The 19,025-nt window shown below is 59.7% G+C and carries 17 protein-coding genes, 1 tRNA gene and 1 pseudogene; 10 read left to right on the top strand and 9 right to left on the bottom strand.

Translation table 11 applies throughout. The features are described 5' to 3' along the window. The first annotated feature begins 62 nt into the window (after positions 1–62). Positions 63–821 (top strand): ParA family protein, encoded by a 759-nt coding sequence (locus AVCG78_RS15315; RefSeq protein WP_071203123.1) that lies wholly within the window; start codon positions 63–65, stop codon positions 819–821. Between the two features lie 6 nt (positions 822–827). Here the strand turns inward: AVCG78_RS15315 and AVCG78_RS15310 are convergent, their stop codons facing one another. The 6 genes from AVCG78_RS15310 to AVCG78_RS15285 all read right to left on the bottom strand — a co-directional run bounded on the left by AVCG78_RS15310 (position 828) and on the right by AVCG78_RS15285 (position 6,560). After that, positions 828–1,355 (bottom strand): RNA pyrophosphohydrolase, encoded by a 528-nt coding sequence (locus tag AVCG78_RS15310; RefSeq protein ID WP_071203121.1) that lies wholly within the window; start codon positions 1,353–1,355, stop codon positions 828–830. A 36-nt stretch (positions 1,356–1,391) separates the two neighbouring features. Continuing rightward, complete coding sequence (locus AVCG78_RS15305; RefSeq protein ID WP_143049359.1) at positions 1,392–2,582, bottom strand: divergent polysaccharide deacetylase family protein; 1,191 nt, start codon at positions 2,580–2,582, stop codon at positions 1,392–1,394. A gap of 183 nt (positions 2,583–2,765) precedes the next feature. Beyond that, positions 2,766–4,100 carry a S41 family peptidase gene (locus AVCG78_RS15300; protein WP_071203119.1) on the bottom strand — a complete coding sequence of 445 codons (1,335 nt, stop codon included), beginning with the start codon at positions 4,098–4,100 and terminating at the stop codon, positions 2,766–2,768. Continuing rightward, positions 4,090–5,598: a murein hydrolase activator EnvC family protein gene (locus AVCG78_RS15295; protein WP_071203117.1), complete on the bottom strand. Its 1,509-nt coding sequence runs from the start codon at positions 5,596–5,598 to the stop codon at positions 4,090–4,092. The genes AVCG78_RS15300 and AVCG78_RS15295 overlap by 11 nt, the downstream gene beginning before the upstream one ends. A gap of 309 nt (positions 5,599–5,907) precedes the next feature. Next, the gene (locus AVCG78_RS15290) at positions 5,908–6,135 is read right to left on the bottom strand and encodes a hypothetical protein (RefSeq protein ID WP_015917526.1); all 228 of its coding nucleotides are present in this window, start codon (positions 6,133–6,135) and stop codon (positions 5,908–5,910) included. 194 nt (positions 6,136–6,329) lie between these two features. After that, complete coding sequence (locus tag AVCG78_RS15285) at positions 6,330–6,560, bottom strand: DUF1674 domain-containing protein (protein WP_071203115.1); 231 nt, start codon at positions 6,558–6,560, stop codon at positions 6,330–6,332. Between the two features lie 109 nt (positions 6,561–6,669). Between AVCG78_RS15285 and htpX the strand changes: the two are divergent. The 4 genes and pseudogenes from htpX to purH all read left to right on the top strand — a co-directional run. Continuing rightward, positions 6,670–7,548 (top strand): annotated as a pseudogene (gene htpX, locus AVCG78_RS15280) (zinc metalloprotease HtpX); the annotation flags it as partial. A gap of 140 nt (positions 7,549–7,688) precedes the next feature. Then, positions 7,689–9,170 carry an RsmB/NOP family class I SAM-dependent RNA methyltransferase gene (locus tag AVCG78_RS15275; protein WP_174089723.1) on the top strand — a complete coding sequence of 494 codons (1,482 nt, stop codon included), beginning with the start codon at positions 7,689–7,691 and terminating at the stop codon, positions 9,168–9,170. A gap of 116 nt (positions 9,171–9,286) precedes the next feature. Next, positions 9,287–10,963 carry a heparinase II/III family protein gene (locus AVCG78_RS15270; RefSeq protein WP_071203111.1) on the top strand — a complete coding sequence of 559 codons (1,677 nt, stop codon included), beginning with the start codon at positions 9,287–9,289 and terminating at the stop codon, positions 10,961–10,963. Positions 10,964–11,115: 152 nt separating this feature from the next. Further along, positions 11,116–12,732 (top strand): bifunctional phosphoribosylaminoimidazolecarboxamide formyltransferase/IMP cyclohydrolase, encoded by a 1,617-nt coding sequence (gene purH, locus AVCG78_RS15265; RefSeq protein WP_071203109.1) that lies wholly within the window; start codon positions 11,116–11,118, stop codon positions 12,730–12,732. A gap of 88 nt (positions 12,733–12,820) precedes the next feature. Here the strand turns inward: purH and AVCG78_RS15260 are convergent, their stop codons facing one another. Next, positions 12,821–14,173 (bottom strand): capsule biosynthesis protein, encoded by a 1,353-nt coding sequence (locus AVCG78_RS15260; protein WP_071203108.1) that lies wholly within the window; start codon positions 14,171–14,173, stop codon positions 12,821–12,823. 228 nt (positions 14,174–14,401) lie between these two features. Here AVCG78_RS15260 and AVCG78_RS15255 point away from each other — a divergent pair, with 228 nt between their 5' ends. Continuing rightward, positions 14,402–15,607, top strand: a complete 1,206-nt coding sequence (locus AVCG78_RS15255; RefSeq protein ID WP_235694953.1) for a capsular biosynthesis protein — start codon at positions 14,402–14,404, stop codon at positions 15,605–15,607. 7 nt (positions 15,608–15,614) lie between these two features. Here the strand turns inward: AVCG78_RS15255 and AVCG78_RS15250 are convergent. Beyond that, a tRNA-Ser gene (locus AVCG78_RS15250) sits at positions 15,615–15,704 on the bottom strand. Between the two features lie 431 nt (positions 15,705–16,135). On the opposite strand from AVCG78_RS15250, the gene rplU reads away from it, so the two are divergent. The 4 genes from rplU (at position 16,136) to AVCG78_RS15230 (ending at position 18,109) form a co-directional block, all read left to right on the top strand. Further along, positions 16,136–16,450 carry a 50S ribosomal protein L21 gene (rplU, locus tag AVCG78_RS15245; RefSeq protein WP_015917518.1) on the top strand — a complete coding sequence of 105 codons (315 nt, stop codon included), beginning with the start codon at positions 16,136–16,138 and terminating at the stop codon, positions 16,448–16,450. A 38-nt stretch (positions 16,451–16,488) separates the two neighbouring features. Beyond that, entirely contained in the window at positions 16,489–16,761 is a 273-nt protein-coding gene (rpmA, locus tag AVCG78_RS15240) for a 50S ribosomal protein L27 (RefSeq protein ID WP_015917517.1), read from the top strand. 128 nt (positions 16,762–16,889) lie between these two features. Next, entirely contained in the window at positions 16,890–17,522 is a 633-nt protein-coding gene (locus AVCG78_RS15235; RefSeq protein ID WP_015917516.1) for a GNAT family N-acetyltransferase, read from the top strand. Beyond that, positions 17,522–18,109, top strand: coding sequence for a GNAT family N-acetyltransferase (locus AVCG78_RS15230; protein WP_071203105.1), 588 nt, complete (start codon positions 17,522–17,524; stop codon positions 18,107–18,109). The genes AVCG78_RS15235 and AVCG78_RS15230 overlap by 1 nt, the downstream gene beginning before the upstream one ends. Before the next feature lie 36 nt (positions 18,110–18,145). Here AVCG78_RS15230 and AVCG78_RS15225 read toward each other — a convergent pair whose 3' ends face one another. Next, positions 18,146–19,006 (bottom strand): endonuclease/exonuclease/phosphatase family protein, encoded by an 861-nt coding sequence (locus AVCG78_RS15225; protein ID WP_071203103.1) that lies wholly within the window; start codon positions 19,004–19,006, stop codon positions 18,146–18,148. Positions 19,007–19,025 lie beyond the last annotated feature (19 nt).

Here is a 19,025-nt window from a genome sequence, read left to right as displayed (position 1 = left end):
CCCGATGTGTTTGGGCCTTGGGGAGCGATGCCTGGCTCCATTACGGCTGACCGAGGTTTCTCATGCCCATCATTACCTTCGCCAATACCAAGGGCGGTGCCGGAAAGACCACGGCGGTTCTGTTGCTTGCGACGGAACTGGTGCGCCGGGGTTATAGGGTCTCGGTGATCGATACCGATCCGCAGCGCTGGATTTCCCGCTGGTTTGAGGGCGCGGACGGTCATGCGGGCAATATGCGTGTCGCTACCTATATCTCCGTCAATGCCTTGGCACGCACCATCGAGGCTTACCGTGGCAGCTCCGATTATGTGATCGTCGATCTGCCCGGCGCGCAATCACCCTTGCTGGCGACGGCGCTTGGTCTTTCCGATCATGTGCTGATCCCCATCCAGGGCAGTGCCATGGATGCCCAGGGCGGCGCGCAGGTGATCGAACTGCTGCAATATCTCTACAGCAAGGGCAATATTCGCATTCCCCATTCCGTGGTTCTGTCACGGGTCAATTCGCTGGTCACCACCCGCGCGCTTCGCGCCGTCAAACTGCTTCTGGCGGAACGGTCGGTGCGGGTTCTGGCGACGCCGATCATCGAGCGCGCCGCCTATCGCGATATGTTTGAATATCGCACCAGCCTGCACCGCCTGGACCCGGAGCGGGTCAGCAATCTCGACAAGGCCATCGCCAATGCCGAGCGCTATTGCGACGAGGTGGAAATGCTGGTGCCGACCATCCGCATGCCGGTTGCCGATAACCTGACGAATAGCCGGGCCGATAACGGCAATCGCGGCTTTATGGAAATGCCGCTGTTGCGAGCCGCCTACTGATAACCGTCAGGCATTGGCAGGGGAAAGATGCCGGAAGGCGGCGACCACCTGTTCGTAGACACCGCGTTTGAACGGCACAATCAGGTCCGGCAATTCCGCCATTGGCTTCCAGTGCCATTCATCGAATTCGGCATGCTGGCTGGTCGGCGGCGGATTGATCTGGATTTCGCTTTCGTCGCCCTCGAAGCGAAACGCAAACCAACGCTGCGTCTGGCCGCGAAATTTGCCGCGCAGACCGATGCCGATCAGGGCTGGCGGCAGGTCGTAATTGATCCAGTTCGGCGCTTCAGCCAGCAGAGTGACGGTTTTCATGCCGGTTTCTTCGTAAAGCTCGCGATAGGCCGCCTCTTTCGGGTCTTCACCCGGGTCAATCCCGCCCTGCGGCATCTGCCAGAGCTGCGGCGAGCCATCATATTCGGAATTGAGCAGCGGAATGCGGCGGCCAGCCCAGACCAGTCCTTGCGCATTCAGCACCATGATGCCGACGCAGGGGCGATAGGGCAGATCCTCGGCTTTGACGGTGGTCTGGGTCATGGTGTCCTCATTGGGGGTATTGTGTGACTGTAAAAATCACTGTTGCGCTTCCATGGCAAGGGCGGAAACGCCGACGATTTCGATGCCGCGCCCCTTGGCGCCTTCCGCCCATTTGGCAATGGCATTGACGCTTTCATCAAACGCCGAGGCAACACCGATGGCAGAGCCATTGCGCCGGGCAATCCGCTCCAGCTCGTCCAGCCGTTTCAGGATGGCCTGTTCCTGTATCTGGTCGTCCAATTGCAGATCGGCGACGGAAAACGGCATGTTCATCGCCTTGGCAAACGTCGCTGTCAGGGATCTTGCCGAGGAGCCGTCATCGAGAAACAGCAGGCCCCGCGCCGCAATATCACGCATGACAGGGTCCATCGCGCCGCTATCGGACAAGAAGCGCCCGCCCATGTAATTCATCAGCCCGGTATAATTGGTTATACTGGCCATGGCCCTATGCAGGTCACGCAGATTGTCGGTGGCAGCGCGCCCAACCTGCAATGTGCCTCGGCCCGGATCGTTTGCCGGATAACCAACCGGCTCCAACGGCACCTGCAACAGGATCTCATGGCCGCCGCGCCGTGCCTCCTGCATCCAGCGCGACAGGCTGTTGCCGCTGGCGGCAAAGGCTAGTGTCACTTGTTCCGGCAGGTGCTTGATCGCCCGTTGCGTGCCGGTTTGGCTGAGGCCGAGGCCGCTGACGACGATGGCCACTCGCGTTCCATGCGCGCCGGACCAGGGCCGTGCATATTGCTCGACGGGTCGAAGTCCATCGCGGCCCGTCACCGGGATTTGCCCTTCTGGAGTGTTTTCCAGAAGGTCCGGATTGGGCGTGGCCGCCACACGCGGGTCCTGGCCCACATGCGGAGTGGTGACCAGGGCCGGGCCGGAGCCGTCCCGGCTGGCGGGTGAATATTTGGTGACAACCGAACCGTCCGGCAGGGTCGAGCGCTCGACTGTAGCGCCAGAGGTCGGGGCGCGGGCTTCCATGCTGCGCGACGGGCCAGGCGCTTTCGCGGCTGGCTCCTCGGCAGGGACGGCAGCCGCCACCGGTGGGGTGGTGGCGAGCGGTAGCGGATTGCGCAGCGGAAGCGGCGTGAGTGTTGTGTAAACGGACAGGCCGAGAAGAGCGACCGAGCTTGACGCTGTCAGTGCCTTGAAGGGAGAGATTTTCGGACCGCCCGTGCGGCGCTTCTTGCGGTTCTGGCCCAAAGCTGCGTGCAGATCAGCGCTCAATGTCATGTCCTTCGACACATTGGATTGGACTGTCCTCTCCATGCCGCGAATCACTTCGCCATGTCGATGACCATGCCTTTCCCTTCCATACGGTTCAAGCTTTGCCTGCGTGCAACGGGAAGGGCGCTGTAAACGAAAAATGCCGGCCATGAGGCCGGCATTTCGAGGACCGTCAACCGATCCTTACTTCTTCTTGGCGCTTTCCAGCACGGCCTTGCTTGGGTCGGGCGGGAAGGACGGGTCTGTCTTGGCGCCGCGCAGCAGGTCGAGTGCGTAGTTAAGCTGCACGTCATCCTTCGGATCCGGCGGCACATAGGCAACCGAGCCGGAGCCTTCTTCCGTCTCGCTCTGGCCCTGGATATGGCCCGGCAGCGAGGATTCGCCCTCGGTGCGCAGCTTGCCCTGCAGATCGGCGGGCAGCGGCTCTTCCACCTTGATATCAGGATGGATGCCAGTCCCCTGGATCGACTTGCCTGATGGCGTGTAATAGAGCGCCGTCGTCAGGCGCAGCGCGCCCTTGTCGCCCATCGGGATGATGGTCTGCACGGAACCCTTGCCGAAGCTGCGGGTGCCGACCACTGTTGCCCGCTTCAGATCCTGAAGCGCGCCAGCGACGATTTCAGATGCCGAGGCCGAACCACCATTGACCAGCACGATCAGCGGCTTGCCATCGGTCAGATCGCCAGCGGTGGCATTGAAGCGGCGGGTATCTTCCGGATCGCGCGAGCGGGTGGAGACGATTTCGCCCTTCTGCAGGAAGGCGTCGGAGACGTAAATCGCCTGATCGAGCAGACCGCCCGGATTGAGGCGCAGGTCGAGAACGAAGCCCTTCAGCTTATCGGCTGGCACTTCCTTCTTGATCTTGTTGATCGCGGCTTCCAGGTCGTCATAGGTCTTTTCGGTGAAGGAAATCACCCTGACATAGCCGACATCGCCATCGACGCGAGACTTGACGGCGCGGATCGGGATGATTTCGCGCATGACGCTCATCTCGATCGGCTTGTCAGCACCCTTGCGCAAAATGGTCAGCTTGATCGGGGTATTGACCGCGCCGCGCATCTTTTCAACAGCGTCATTCAGCTGCATGCCGCGCACGGGGGTGCCATTGATCTCGGAGATCATGTCGCCAGCCAGAATGCCGGCCTTGGCGCCGGGTGTGTCATCGATAGGCGCGATGACCTTAACCAGGTCGTTTTCCATCGTCACTTCGATACCGATGCCACCAAATTCACCCTTGGTCTGGGTCTGCATGTCCGCCGCTTCCTGGGCGTTCATGTAGCTGGAATGGGGATCGAGAGAGCTCAACATGCCATTGATGGCGGCTTCGACCAGCTTTTTCTCGTCAGGAGGCGTGACATACTGAGCGCGGACACGCTCGAACACGTCTCCAAAAATCGCCAGTTCCTTGTAAGTGGAATTGCCTGCCGCCTGGGCAGGAACGCCAGCCGAATAAACAACGCTCATCGCCGTCGCGCCCATCAGCGCGCCAACCAGCATTATAGAAGCCCTACGTATCATTGCGAACCTTTCCGGCGTCCTTCGCCCACCATGGTCGGGAATCAACCGAGTTACCGTCTTTTCTGAATTCTATGTAAAGGGTTGGGCGATCTGTTTCCAGCGCGAAAGCAGCTGCGCTGACGACTCTCTTTTCACCCATAGCACCAATCGGCTCGCCGGACAGCACGAATTGTCCGGCATGCACGTTGACACGGTCCATGCCGGACAAAACTATGTGATATCCGTTGCCTGTGTTGAGGATGGCCATTTTCCCGTAACTGCGGAACTGTCCCGCATACACCACCGTGCCGTCGGCGGGCGCAATCACCACGGCTGCCGGCGCGGTGGCAAGAACGATCCCCTTGGCCTCGTGACCGGTGCCGTCGGGATCGCCGAATTGCCGCAATACATCGCCCACAGCCGGAAGTTCCAGCTTCGCTTTCAGCTCTTCAAAGGAAAATGCCGGGGCAATACGGTTTTTATCGGGCGGCGTAGTCTGGGCCTGAAGGCGGGCCTGATCCCGTTGCGCATCGGTCATCTGACGGCGCTTTTCCTCTTCCAGCTTTGCCTGGTCGGTAGCCTGCCGCACAGAGGCAATTTCGTTTTCCAGGCTGCCGATCAGGCCCTGGAGCGATGAGGATTTCTGCGCAAGCTCCTGCGAGCGCGCCAGTTCTTCTTGCAATTGGGCGTTATTCTGTTGGCTCAGGCGGGCGTTTTCAGCCAGAAGCATGTCCATGCGGGCTTCTTCTTCCTGGCGGCTCTTCAGGCTGGCGACCATGTTTTCGCGCTCATCGATGCTTGCCTTGCGCAGGTTGGTCAGTTCCTGCAAGTCACTGGCGAGCTTCTCGGTTTCCTTGCGCATGCCAGGCACGACAGCGCCCAGCAGAATGGCGGTGCGCACCGCTCCCAAGGCATCTTCCGGCGTGACCAGCAGAGCTGGCGGCGGATTGCGGCCCATGCGCTCCAGTGCACCCAGCACCTCGGCCAACACGGCGCGCCGCGCCCGGAAGGACTTATGAATGACGTCTTGGCGGACACCGTAGTCCGCCAGCTTCTTTTCGCCATCGGCGATCTTTTGCTCCAGATCCTTGCGTCGTGCGGCAGAATCGATCAGCGCCTGGCGCAGGCTGGTGCTGCTCTTGTCCAGCGCGTCGATGCTCTTGCGCAACTCCTCGGATTTTTCCGAGGAAAGCTGCATGGATTGCGACAGATCCTGCAACTGACGGGAAACATCCTCGCGCTTGGCCCGCAAGGCCCCGGCGGGATCGTCGGGGACGGGAGTAGCAGGATTGCCCGGCGCGGGCGTATCGCCATTTGCAGCCGGTGCCACGTTGATGTCCGGTTTCCCGGCACCCTGCTGGCTAATGGCAGGCGGTGTCGAGGCCGGATTCTCCGGGGCGGGTGCTGGCAATTGCTGGGCTGTGGCAGAGGAAAGAGCGCTGACCCAAATGATTGCGATTGTCCCGCACCACATTGCTCTAGCGGCCAGAGGCCCGGATGCGAAGGAGTGGGATGTCATCGCTCTCTTTATCGTGCCTCTGCATGTTTGCCCTGCCGCTGTTTTTATCGGGTGCGGGAAGGGCTCTCTTTTCCCCGGACGCTTTCGGAATGTCTCAAGCGACAAACCAAACTAACCGATTTACGGTTGGGCGAAAAGGACAGGTGTTTCAATAAAAATAAGGCCTGCGTGTAATATCCACGCGCAGGCCTCAAAATAATGGGCCATGCGTGTCATCACGCATGGCCCATGGCAGTGTAGAGCCCGTGTAAATTCTGCGCTCGATCCCGTAGGATTTCAGCAGCTACAGCCAGCCTTTATCTTTCATCATTAACGGCAGACCCGCACCCTCTTGACGATTTTTTCGCCATGGTGCCAGCGCACGACTTTGCGAACCTTGCAATGCGGCGGCGGTGGCGGCGGGCGCTGCATATGGTGAGGCGGACCACGACGATCATCGTCCGGTGGGGGCATTCTCGGCGATTGCGCCTGAGCAGGGACGATATTGGCGATAATCGTCGTCAATGCAAACGCCGTAGCAAGAACAATTTTCTTCATAGTCTACCTCTGACACTTCCTAAGTTCCGCTCGATAAACGCAGACTATGGCAAAATGTTTCATGAAATAATTGTTTCACAAAGATGTGAGTGGTGGCAGGATCGCACGCTTGGAGCAAACGCACTCGTGGAATGAATTTGACATTTGATTCCCCCTTGCTGCACCCTCGAGGATCAAATGTCGGAATCGGACCACTAGAAATCGATGGCGCGGCCGTTGATTTCCCAATCACCAAACCGGGCCGGGTCCGCGCCGCCGCGTCCGCCGACTTCCGGCGCCGGTTTTTGGGCCTGCTCGGCCTTGCGCCGCTCCTCGGCTTCGGCCAGCGCGCGGGCTGCGGCAGGCGACAGCGTTTTCAGTGCGGCGTCGGTGCCGTCACTGTTTGCCGTGCCGGGGTCTTGTCGGTCGTTCTGGTGCTCGTCCATTCGGCATCCATCCTGTAGCAATTGAAAATGATCGATGGTCTTTACATATGTAGGACATCGCAGCGAGCTGGAAAACCCTCTCCGTTGCCGGACCCTTTTGGAGGACCCGATGAATATCATGCGCACCGCCATGCTTCTGGCTTTCATGACAGCCCTGTTCATGGGCGTCGGCTTCCTGATCGGCGGCAAGGGCGGGATGATGATCGCGCTGGTCATCGCTGGGGCGATGAACCTGTTTTCCTATTGGAATTCCGACCGAATGGTGTTGTCGGCCTATCAAGCCCAGGAGGTTGATCCGCGCAATGCGCCGGAATTTTATGAGATCGTTCGTGGTCTCACCCAAAATGCCGGTCTGCCGATGCCCAAGGTCTATATTTTCGACAATCCGCAGCCCAATGCCTTTGCCACGGGCCGCAATCCGCAAAACGCTGCGGTGGCCGCCTCGACCGGCCTGTTGCAGGCGTTGACGCCGGAAGAAGTGGCGGGCGTCATGGCCCATGAGCTTGCCCATGTCGAGCACCGGGACACGCTGACCATGACGATCACCGCGACGCTGGCCGGGGCGATTTCGATGCTGGGCAATTTTGCCTTCTTCTTCGGCGGTCGCCGCGACGAAAACGGCAATGGCGGTGGCATTATCGGTCCGCTCGTGGCGATGATTGTCGCGCCCTTTGCCGCCATGCTGGTGCAGATGGCCATCAGCCGAACCCGCGAATATGCCGCTGACCGGCGTGGTGCGGAAATCTGTGGCAATCCGCTGTGGCTGGCCTCGGCACTGGCCAAGATCGCCGGGGCGCATCAGCCCAATTATCAGGCCGAGCGCAATCCGGCCACCGCCCATATGTTCATTATCAATCCGTTGTCGGGCCAGAAGATGGACAGCCTGTTTTCCACCCATCCCGATACCGGCAACCGGATTGCAGCGCTGCAAGCCTTGGCGCAGGAGATGGGCGCGCGTCAGCAAAATGTCTACCGCCCGCAGCATAGCAAGCCTGCTGCTTCAGGCCCCTGGGGCAGCAGTGCGGAAAGATCGACGGATGATCCCTGGGGTGTTAAGGGAGGCGCAAGCACGCGCTCCGTTCCCAAAATCGGGCGGCGCGGCACGGATAATGACGCCCCGAAGGGACCATGGAATTGAACGAAAGACGCGGCAAACCTCCAACCGATACACCATCTTCCAGCCATCGGGAGTCCAGCCTGGGGACCCCTGGCAAACACGATGGCCAATCCAGGCAAAAATCCGATAGACCACGCCGACCGGCGCATGACGACAAGCCAGGGTTGGAAGCGCGCATGGCCGCGAGCCGCCTGCTGGCGGCGGTGATCGACCGCAAGACCTCGCTGGATGGCATGATGGATGGCGACCATGGCAATCCGGCCTATGCCGCCCTGTCGGAGGCCGATCGTGGTCTGGTGCGCGCCATTCTCAACACCTCCTTACGCTTTCTGCCCCGCATCGAGGCCATGCTGGCTCGGTTGCTGGATGCGCCTTTGCCTGACGGTGCGCGTGCGCTCTATCATTCGCTGATCGTTGCCGCCGCGCAAATGGTCTATCTCGATGTCCCCGATCATTCCGCCGTCGATCTTGCCGTCGAACAGGCCAATCGCGATCCGCGCAGCCGCCGGTTTGCCAAGCTGGTCAATGCCGTTTTGCGCAGGCTGGGCCGTGAAAAACAGGCACTCTTGGCGGATGTCGAAGATGTTATCTGCATGCCTGACTGGTTCTTTGAACGGCTGATCGCAGTCTATGGGGAGGAGGAAGCGCGGCGGATCGCGCAGGCCCAATTGACCCCGGCTGCCATCGACCTGACCGTCAAGGCCGATCCGGCCGTTTGGGCCGAAAAGCTCAACGGTGTGGTGTTGCCGACCGGCAGCATCCGGCTGGCAAGCTTTGCCGGTGCCGTCTCTGCGCTTCCCGGCTTTGAAGAGGGCGCCTGGTGGGTCCAGGATGCGGCGGCTGCCCTTCCCGTGCGGATGTTCGGGTCCCTTGAAGGCAAGCGGGCCGTGGACCTCTGTGCCGCGCCCGGAGGCAAGACGGCGCAATTGGCTGCCGCGGGCGCGGTGGTGACGGCGGTCGAGCAATCGGCCAACCGGCTGAAGCGGCTGGATGGCAACCTGCAACGGCTGGGGTTTTCAGCAGAACTGGTTCACCGTGACCTGATGGAGTTCAATCTGGACGACGACCGTCCGGGCTTTGACGCCGTGCTGCTGGATGCCCCCTGTTCTTCCACCGGCACGACGCGTCGGCACCCGGACGTGTTTTATACCAAGGGTCCGCAGGATATCGTCAAGCTGGCGGGCGTGCAGGAACGGTTGCTGCGCCACGCCGTGACGCTGCTGGCGCCGGGCGGCTCTATCGTATTTTCCAATTGCTCGCTCGATCCGCAGGAGGGTGAGGATGTTGTGGCTCGGGTTCTTGCCGATCATCCGGAACTGGAGCGGGTTGCGATGCAGGTCGCCGACTGGCCGGGGCTGGAAGACGCGATCACGCCGCTTGGCGAATTTCGCACCACACCTGCTATGTTACCGGGGCCTGCTATGTTACCGGGCGGCGATAGCCATGCGGGCGGGCTGGATGGCTTTTATGCCTGCCTTTTACGCCGGGTTTAAATAAATCTTTACACAATTGGCGGCTGATAAACTGACATCCTTCGATTTCGGTTTATCAGCCTCATAGTTTTATCGCGCAAGGCCAAAGTGGGATTGCGCGCGCAACGGAATGTCGAATGCCACAGAGACAGGGCCAGAGTTTGCCGGTGCTCTACGTCCGCGAAGGCTGGCGGCGATGGAAGCGGCGCGGCTGGTTGCCTGTGCGCGCTGCTTTTTCGCGGCTGCATCGTCGGCAGGTGCGCCTGCTGGTAGCGCCGACCGATCTGCGGGTCGTGGATTCCCATGTGGCGACAGAGATTTTTGAGGGGCGCTTTCCGCTCGCAGGACGCTTGCTGGAATGCGGACGCGCCTCGCCCTTCACCCTGGAACTGCCGTCGCAGGTATTTGCCGCCAAGCTCCATTCCTTTTCCTGGCTCAGGCATATCCGCGCCAACAAGACGCCGGAAGCATCGGCCCATGCCCGCGCCATTGTCGATAGCTGGATCAAGCTGAACGGCAAGCGGGTCGGGATCGGCTGGGAGGCTGGGATACTGGGTCAGAGGATAATTGCCTGGCTGTCCCATTCGCCGGTTGTGCTTCAGGATTGCGAGAGCGGGTTTTACCGGCGTTTCCTGAAAAGCCTCAGCCGTCAAGTTGCCTATGCCGGACTGATCGCTGACCTTGCCCCTGACGGAGTGGACCGGCTGAGACTGCGTATCGCTCTGGCCATGGCCTCGATTGCCATGTCGGCCTCGGCGCGCCAGATCCGCAAGGCGGCCCATTTCCTCGACCTGGAACTGGAGCGGCAGGTGCTGGCCGATGGCGGGCATATCTCCCGCAATCCGCAGGCAGCACTCGACATCCTGTTCGATTTGCTGCCGCTACGGCAGACCTATGTCAATCTTGGTCATGACGTGCCGATCAAGCTGATTTCCACCATTGATCGGATGTTTCCCGCCATAAGGTTTTTCCGTCACAGCAATGGCGATCTTGCACTGTTCAATGGCGCCACGGCAACGCTTGCCAATGATCTGATGTCGGTGCTGCGCTATGACGAGAGCGGTGGCCAGCCTTTCCGGGCCTTGCCGCACAGCCATTACCAACGGCTGGCGGCGGGCGGTGCCGTTGTTCTGGTCGATACCGGCGTGCCTGCGCAAGGCGATATCAGCCGTAGCGCCCATGCGGGTTGCCTGTCTTTCGAGCTGTCCTGTGGGCGCCATCGGTTGGTGGTCAATTCCGGCACGCCACGTTTTGCCGGCGAGCGATACCGGCAGATGGCGCGGGCAACGGCGGCCCATTCGACCCTTGTCATCGCCGATCAATCCTCTTGCCGTATCTCGACCTCGCAGTTTCTGGGGCCGGTCATTGTCGGCGGCGTCTCTTCGGTGGAGGTGATGCGCAGGGCCGGTGACGATGGCAGCGACCATCTGACCGCGCGCCATGACGGCTATCTCAAGGGTTTCGGCATTCTTCACGAGCGGGATCTGCGTCTTAATGCGGCGGGCACCAAGCTGGTGGGGCATGACCGGCTGCTCTCGGACAAGGAACAGCCGCTGGCCGTTATGCCGAAGGGCGGGACGATCATTCGTTTTCATATTCACCCCTCGGTGCGCCTCACCCAGGAGGATGACCATAATATCCGGCTGACCGCCAATGGCGGTAGTGAGACCTGGGTGTTTTCCTCACCGACCGGCTTTCCTGTCATTGCCGAGGACGTGTTTTTCGCGGGCCTTTCCGGCATTCAGGCTTCCGAGCAGATCGAGCTTGTCCTGGAGACGCCGGAAATCTGGTGGTTTTTTTCAAAGCTGGGATAAGGCTGTTTCCTCCATGAACGGGCTGTGCTAGGCGGGCAGGCATCATGCTTGCCGCCGGTCTGCGGGCTGTCTCGGCTATTTTTGTTCACGCAATTCCACCTCTGGGATGCTTTTGAAGTCCATCCAGGAATTGCTCTTTCGGAGTGAAGGCCATGGCTGTTGTCTCGAAGAAAATTCCTGTTCCGGACAGAGTGCAGGTTCGCACCGCCCTGCTGTCGGTGTTCGACAAGAGCGGCATTGTCGATCTTGCCCGGGCCTTGAACGATATGGGTGTGCGGCTGCTCTCAACCGGCGGCACCTACAAGGCGCTGATCGAGGCAGGCCTGCCCGCCACCGACGTGTCAGAAGTGACCGGCTTTCCGGAAATCATGGATGGTCGGGTGAAGACCCTGCACCCTTCCGTGCATGGCGGCCTTCTTGCCATCCGCGATGATGAAGACCATGTGAAGGCTATGCAGGCCCATAAGATCGAGGCCATCGATCTCGCCGTCATCAATCTTTACCCGTTTGAGGCGGTTCTGGCGGCGGGCGGTGACTATCCGACCACGGTCGAAAATATCGATATCGGTGGCCCGGCGATGATCCGCGCCTCTGCGAAGAACCACGCTTATGTCACCGTGGTGACGGACCCTGTCGATTACGCCCAGCTTCTCGAAGCTCTGAAAGCGGACGATTGTCATACGCCTTATGCCCTGCGCCAGCAATTTGCCGCCCGCGCCTATGCCCGTACCGCCGCTTATGATGCAACGATTTCCAACTGGTTTGCCGAGGCGCTTGCCATCGAGACGCCGCGCCACCGGGTGATCGGTGGCAGCCTGCGCGAGGAAATGCGCTATGGCGAGAACCCGCACCAGAAAGCAGGCTTCTACGTCAATGGCGATCAGCGTCCCGGCGTTGCAACAGCCACGCTTTTGCAGGGCAAGCAGCTTTCCTACAACAATATCAATGATACGGATGCCGCCTTCGAACTGGTCTCGGAATTCCTGCCTGAAAACGGCCCGGCCTGCGCCATCATCAAACACGCCAATCCATGCGGTGTCGCGGTCGGCAAGACCCTGGCCGATGCCTATCGCCGGGCGCTGGCCTGCGACAGCGTTTCGGCTTTCGGCGGTATTATCGCGCTGAACCAGACGCTGGATGCGGAAACCGCCGAAGAAATCGTCAAGCTGTTTACCGAGGTGATCATCGCCCCTGACGTCACGGAAGAGGCAAAGGCCATCATTGCCCGCAAGGCCAATCTCCGGCTGTTGACCACCGGCGGCCTGGCCGACCCACGCGCGCCTGGCCTGACGGCCAAAACGGTATCGGGTGGCCTGCTGGTGCAAAGCCGCGACAATCTGGTGGTAGAAGATCTGGACCTGAAGGTCGTCACCAAGCGCGCACCGACCGCAGCCGAGCTGGAAGACATGAAGCTGGCCTTTAAGATCGCCAAGCATGTGAAATCCAACGCTGTCATCTATGCCAAGGACGGCCAGGCTGTCGGCATTGGCGCAGGCCAGATGAGCCGGGTGGATTCCGCCCGGATCGCCGCGATGAAAGCCGAAGATGCTGCCAAGGCCATGGGATTGGCCGAGCCGCTGACCCGTGGCTCTGCCGTCGCCTCCGAAGCCTTCTATCCCTTTGCCGATGGATTGCTGGCCGCAATCGCCGCCGGTGCGACGGCGGTGATTCAGCCGGGCGGTTCCATGCGTGATGCCGAGGTGATTGCCGCTGCCGACGAGCACAACGTCGCCATGGTCTTTACCGGCGTGCGCCACTTCCGGCACTGATTGGCCGTTGTTGGTCAAAAAAGGGCGCGGAGTTTTTCACTCCGCGCCTTTTTTTATGAAGTCCTTGTTTTATGAAGGATTAGCGAATTCAGCGGATTGGGCCGGACCGCGCATAGGTCATATCAGGCACCGCCGCGTCTTCTTCCCAATCGAGTTCGACGGGTCTTCCCAGAACCGTCAGGATACCCTTGGGCGAGGTAAGCCGCGGTGGCGGATCGATGAAGGCGTCGGGCATGTTGACCGTTCCCTCTATAACCCGCTGCACCATGGCGCCAATGGCCGCCTGACGGCCTGCCTTGTTGAAGAAGTCGCCCTTGATCTGAATGGTCGCGGCCATGGCTTTGACGAGATCGCGCATCAACTCCGGATCGACCGGCTCCGGCCGCTTCCAGAAATCATCCAGCCGGCCCTGATGGGTCAGCCCCGGCACGTCAAACACCGCGCAGCCTAGCACGATGGTTGGCTTTTGGGCGCGCAGGCTGTGAAGGCCAACCGTCGAATTGACGATGACAACGCCCGCCGTCTTTTCCAGAATATCATGCAGGTCGCCTTCTTCGATAAAGACGACGCGGTCCTCGATCTTGAACTCACGGGCGATATGGCGAAGCACCTTGTGCCAACGCTCCAGGCCATTGTCGAGCGGATGCTGCTTGAACAGCAGCTTGCTACCCGCTGGCGCATTTTTGACGAAGGAGGCGATCACCTGCCGCATCATGTCGCGCAGATGCCGATAGGGTGAATTGGCTCGGATCTGATAATCGCTCTGCAATTGCAGGGCGACGAGATAGAAAGGCGACTGCCCGTCCTCCAGAAATCCCTCCGGCAGGCGGGCAGGCTTGACGCCCGCTTTGAGCAGCCAGGGCAGATAATCCACCAGAGCGGAATAATATTTGTCGGCGTTATAGAGCGGATAGAAGGGCCTGCCGAAGAAATTCAGCAGGTTATAGATCACCTCGTTGAAGGCTTCTTGGCCAAACGTATGCGGATATTTCACCGCGATATCCGGTTCTTCCACCTTGGCGGCAATGGCGCGAATAGCCTTCGGATCGTTGGGAAAATGCGAGAAGCGCCCCATGCCATCACGCTCGAAGGTCAGCCAGTCCGGCCGCAGATACCCCCATTCAACCGCGTGACAGCGGACACCAAGCTCCTCACCAATCTCGGCGGCTTTGGCGTGATAGGGCAGGCGGTCCGCATAATAGACGATATCGGTAATTCCCTTTTCGGCAATCAACCGCCGCAGATAGGCTGGCCATTTGGAAAAGGAACCGCGATAATTTTTAGCGCCACGTTTGCGCCAGAACAGAAAATCGCCCAGCGTAAAATTCACATGGTGGGTTTTTACACCCGCTTGTTCAAAAGCTCTTGCAAATTCCGTCCAGAGAATGGAGGGAGGCCCCTGAAGGAACAATACAGCCTTTGTCGGCTCAACTGATGTCATTGCGGACGCGACCCCTCGTCTCAATTTCCACGCAAGTTTTTCAATTCAACGGCCCTTATAGGCCATGTTATAAATTTGTCGTATGACTTAAACACCACAGAAGGCAGGGATTCGTTAGAGAATCGTTTATATCGAGTGACAAAGCGACGCACATTTCTGTTTCTCCAAGGCCCGGCCTCGCCGTTTCTCCCAGCGCTCGCAAGAGCATTGGAAACGCGCGACGTAGCCGTGCGTAAGGTCAATTTTTGTTCAGGTGATGTCCTTTTTTGGCAAAAATGGCCTTTTGATTTTTTTCGTGGCCGGGATGATGCCTGGCCCGGCTTTCTTGAACGGCTCATTCTGCGCCACGGCATTACCGATGTGTTGATGCTGGGCGATGGCCGCCCCAAACATGCCGCCGCCGTTGCGCTATGCACCAGGCTTGGCCTGCGCGCCCATATTTTCGAACATGGCTATCTGCGGCCCGACTGGCTGACGCTGGAGCCATTCGGCATGTCCAGCCAGTCGCGGTTTCCAGTCGATCCGCAGGCAATTGTGGCGTTGGCGCAGGGCGTCGAGGCTCCTCAGCCGCGCAGTCCCTATCCCTCCAGCTTTCTTACCTATGCGCTTTATGACCTGATCTATCATATCCCGAATGTCGCGCTCGGCTGGTTGCTGCATCCGCATTACAAGGCGCATGGTCCTGTCCATCCCGTCGTGGAATATAGTGGCTGGATCATTAAGGGCCTGACCGCACGCAGGCGAAAGGCGCAAGCAGTGCGCCTGCAACAGCGCTATCTGGCGACGGACAGAGAGTTCGACTTCTATCTTTTTCCCCTGCAATTGCCGGGGGACTATCAGATCCGCCGCCATGCGCCGATGGGCGACCTGTTTCGCATCCTGCAAGCCGTGATCCGTTCCTTTGCCGACCGTGCGCCATCCGGCAGCAGACTGCTGTTCAAGACCCATCCAATCGACAATGGCCTGCGCGACTGGTCATCAGACATCGCCCGCATGGCGGAGCGCTGTGGTATCGCCCATCAGGTGGATGTGATCGATGGCGGTGACCTGACGACCCTGATAGGGGCCAGCCGCGGCTTGGTGACGGTAAACTCCACGGTCGGCCTGACGGCGCTGCAACAAGCCATCCCGGTCATGGCGCTCGCACCGGCAATCTACGACGTACCCGGCCTCACGCACCAACAAAGCCTCGCCAGCTTCTGGCAGGCACCCGAATTGCCTGACGCCTCCCTGCTCAATCACCTGATCCACGCCATGGCCGCCACCATCCAACTCCCCGGCGGCTTCATCGGCAAGCAGGCGATTACCGACGGTGCCACGGCAATGGCCGACAGACTGCTGGCCGAAACAAAACCACTTGCCCACGAACCTTCACCCGAACGCAGCCGTTTTCGGTATGAGAGTGAGCTTTTGGAACTGGAAGCAGGGGACTGAGGTAATATGGCGGAGAGGGTGGGATTCGAACCCACGATACGGTTGCCCGTATGCCGCATTTCGAGTGCGGTGCTTTCGACCACTCAGCCACCTCTCCGCGGGTCTGGTCGGCGCTTGTGTAGCGCGGGCTGTCTCATAGCGGCGATTGAGGGGGCTGGCAAGAGCGAAAAAAGCATAATTCCCTGCTGCGTGGTGGAACGCCCGGATGGATCGTCTGCGAGGCTTTGCCGCCCGTCTGTTGCAGGAAAGACAATAGGTGACGTGATTTGATGCGCGGGTGGTCTATCGTCAGGAATTCTCTTTGTGTTTATGGGGTGTTCGCCTTGACAGGTTGGGGCTTCTCACGTATGCGACGTGCGACTTTAGATATGGGTGATCCCTATTTGTGGATTCTCAAGTCTATAATCGCTTCTCGCTTTGCCGAGAGGTTTCCACCGGCAGATCTCAAGATCTGCTCTCCGACTGACAAAAAGACGGTCGTCCGGCATTTGCCGGTCAGAACCGGTAACGAACATGGAAGGATAAAATATGTTCGCAGTCATCAAGACCGGCGGTAAGCAGTACCGCGTAGCCGCCAACGACGTGCTGACCATCGAAAAGCTGGAAGCCGAAGCTGGTGCTATCGTTGAATTCACCGAAATTCTCGTTGTTGGCGTTGGTGCCGACGCGACGATTGGTGCGCCTTTTGTTGCTGGTGCAACCGTGAAGGCTGAAGTTGTCGAGCATAACCGTGGCAAGAAGGTCATCGCGTTCAAGAAGCGCCGTCGCCAGAATTCCAAGCGGTCGCGCGGCCATCGCCAGCACCACACAGTCGTTCGCATCACCGACATCGTCGCTGCGTAATCGGTCAACGGGAAACCAGGTTTTAAAGGAGAACTCCAATGGCACATAAAAAAGCTGGCGGTTCGTCGCGCAACGGTCGCGATTCCGAGTCCAAGCGCCTTGGCGTGAAGAAGTTCGGCGGCGAAGTCGTCATTCCAGGCAATATTATCGTTCGTCAGCGCGGCACGCAGTGGCATCCGGGCGCAAACGTCGGCATGGGCAAGGACCATACGATCTTTGCACTCACCACCGGCAATGTCACCTACCGTACGAAGTCCAACGGTCGCGTCTTCGTGTCCGTCATGCCGAAAACGGCGGAAGCCGCAGAATAAAAGCCGGTCGCTTATCAACAGCCGGCGTCTCATCGACCCGGCTGAGCGAACAGGTTCAGTCAGACAAAAAGGGAAGATGAGGCGCCACCTCTCTTCCCTTTTTTCTTACCTCCAAAGGAGACTGAGCCATGGAACGCTTATTACTGAGGGATGACCAATTACGGTCACCCGACGATCGGTTGAGGCCGGATCGGTTAAGGCAAAGTTGCCCTGTCCTCTTATCGCAGCGGCTGGTTATGCGCGCTCCGCATGTAGAAGACATTGACGCCCTTACCCATCTCGCCAATAACGCCGCCGTTGCGACCATGGTGTCGCGCATGCCACATCCTTACACGGCAGCCGATGCCGCCGATTTTGTGCGACGTTCCAATCTCGGCGAGATCGGTAAATGCGTCTATGCGATTACAAAAGGCGAAAACGGCGAATTCCTCGGGTGCTGCGCGCTGGAGCCGCATACGGATCTGGAGACGCTTGAAATCGGCTATTGGCTGGGCGAACCCTATTGGAACAACGGCTATGCGACGGAAGCAGCCCATGCCCTGATCGATATGGCCTTCCGGACCCGTGACATCGCCTTTATCGATGCCCGTTGCCGCGTCACCAATGTGGCTGCGCGCCGCGTTATCCAGAAATGCGGTTTTCAGTTCCAGGGCTCCGGCATGGTCGGCCATCTGGCTGCCCGTGGCATGGTGCCGGTGGAATGGTACCGGCTGGATCGCAAGACCTGGATGTCGCTGAAGAGCTGGGGGGAGATGCGGTGATGGCTGCTCTTGAAAAGCCCCGGCTGCAAACGCGGTTCCCCTCGCTTGGGCCTTGCCTGGTGATTGAAACGCCACGATTGGTCCTGCGTCCGCATCGGCTTTCCGATGCGGACGCCATTGCCGCCTCGCTGAACGACTGGCAGGTGACGCGGATGCTAAGCCGGGTACCAATGCCCTATGACCGGCAGGATGCTTGCGACTGGCTGAATCGCATCGGTGCCGGTGTCATGCCGGATTGGCACCTCGCTATCACGTCGGGCGATGATGTCCACATCGGCATGGTCGGCCTGGAGCTGCGCCATGGGCTTTGGCATCTCGGCTATTGGCTCAACCGCTTCTATTGGGGGCAGGGGTTGATGAGCGAGGCGGCCCAGGCTGCGGTGGAACGGTTCTTCCGGCGGATGCCGGAGGCGGTGCTACATTCCGGTGCCTTTGCCGATAATGCCGCATCCTTGAAGATCCAGGAGAAGCTGGGCTTCACCCTGACGCGCTGCGCCGATCTCTACAGCCTGTCGCGCAATGCTATGGCACCGCATATTGAAACCCGCCTGACGCAGGACGGGTTTCAGAGAGCGAAAGCGTTTTAAAGACAGGTGCGGCGGCCGGACAGGGCCGCCGCACCCTCAATCCAATTCCACCCAGACCGGAAAATGGTCTGAGCCGACCGCATCGGTATCGACGCTTGCCGCTTTCAGGCGGTGAGCCAGAGAGCCGCTTAGGAAACAGTAATCGAGATGCATGCGCATATCCGGCTTGCCGACCTCTTCCCAGCTGTAACTGCCGGCATTGAGTTTGCCGAGCCGGGCCAATGCGTCCAGAGGGGCGTCGGCGCGGGCGGTGCGACCGTAATAAGCGTCGATGGTTCCGACCATCTCCCGATATTCCGGCGATTCCGGCTGCATGTTGAAATCGCCCATCAGCAGAAAATCCTCCGGCAGCGGCGGTTGCGGCAGGGCAAATTCCTGTCCACCGGTCATTGCGCCGCCTTCCTGGATGAAGTTGATGGCGCGGTCCTTCAGAAACCGGATCTGGGCGATGCGTTCGTCCGGTGCGACATGGTCGAGATGGACGGAATAGACCCGGAGCGCCCCGCCGGGCGCATCGATCACCGCTTCGGTGGCGGCGCGCTGATTGTTGAGCTTTTCGAAGGTTCGGGTGCGCGGCAACAGCAGCAGCCGGTTGGCCAGGATCGGCCAGCGCGACAGCACCATATTGCCGAACTGGAAGCGCTTGTCGACCCGGCGGCCCTTGATCAGCGCCGAAGAGGCGTGCAGGTCGCAGGCGGGTCCATAAACCCAATGGTATTCGGGAAAATGGTTGGCGAAAATCTCCGGCAGGTCGGCCCCGCCATTGGCGGGATAGCCACGGGTGACTTCCTGGAGGGCGATCACATCGGCGCCCTCGAGGTTTTTGGCGATCCTGATCGGGTCGAATTTGCCGTCCAGGCCGATCCCGTATTGAATATTGTAACTGACGAAACGCACGATACTCTTTGACCTCCGC

It is taken from the genome of Gillisella vitis (genome assembly GCF_021559775.1).
Lineage (GTDB): Bacteria > Pseudomonadota > Alphaproteobacteria > Rhizobiales > Rhizobiaceae > Allorhizobium > Allorhizobium ampelinum.
Note: the sequence above shows the minus strand (reverse complement) of the source record. Positions and strands in the feature narration are given on the sequence as shown.

Coding starts and splice junctions, on each gene's coding strand:
- AVCG78_RS15310 (WP_071203121.1), bottom strand. CDS start 1,355: ATGACCCAGACCACCGTCAAAGCCGAGGATCTGCCCTATCGCCCCTGC.
- AVCG78_RS15270 (WP_071203111.1), top strand. CDS start 9,287: ATGCCACAGAGACAGGGCCAGAGTTTGCCGGTGCTCTACGTCCGCGAA.
- AVCG78_RS15235 (WP_015917516.1), top strand. CDS start 16,890: ATGGAACGCTTATTACTGAGGGATGACCAATTACGGTCACCCGACGAT.
- AVCG78_RS15275 (WP_174089723.1), top strand. CDS start 7,689: ATGGAATTGAACGAAAGACGCGGCAAACCTCCAACCGATACACCATCT.
- rplU (WP_015917518.1), top strand. CDS start 16,136: ATGTTCGCAGTCATCAAGACCGGCGGTAAGCAGTACCGCGTAGCCGCC.
- purH (WP_071203109.1), top strand. CDS start 11,116: ATGGCTGTTGTCTCGAAGAAAATTCCTGTTCCGGACAGAGTGCAGGTT.
- AVCG78_RS15285 (WP_071203115.1), bottom strand. CDS start 6,560: ATGGACGAGCACCAGAACGACCGACAAGACCCCGGCACGGCAAACAGT.
- rpmA (WP_015917517.1), top strand. CDS start 16,489: ATGGCACATAAAAAAGCTGGCGGTTCGTCGCGCAACGGTCGCGATTCC.
- AVCG78_RS15290 (WP_015917526.1), bottom strand. CDS start 6,135: ATGAAGAAAATTGTTCTTGCTACGGCGTTTGCATTGACGACGATTATC.
- AVCG78_RS15295 (WP_071203117.1), bottom strand. CDS start 5,598: ATGACATCCCACTCCTTCGCATCCGGGCCTCTGGCCGCTAGAGCAATG.
- AVCG78_RS15260 (WP_071203108.1), bottom strand. CDS start 14,173: ATGACATCAGTTGAGCCGACAAAGGCTGTATTGTTCCTTCAGGGGCCT.
- AVCG78_RS15230 (WP_071203105.1), top strand. CDS start 17,522: ATGGCTGCTCTTGAAAAGCCCCGGCTGCAAACGCGGTTCCCCTCGCTT.
- AVCG78_RS15300 (WP_071203119.1), bottom strand. CDS start 4,100: ATGATACGTAGGGCTTCTATAATGCTGGTTGGCGCGCTGATGGGCGCG.
- AVCG78_RS15315 (WP_071203123.1), top strand. CDS start 63: ATGCCCATCATTACCTTCGCCAATACCAAGGGCGGTGCCGGAAAGACC.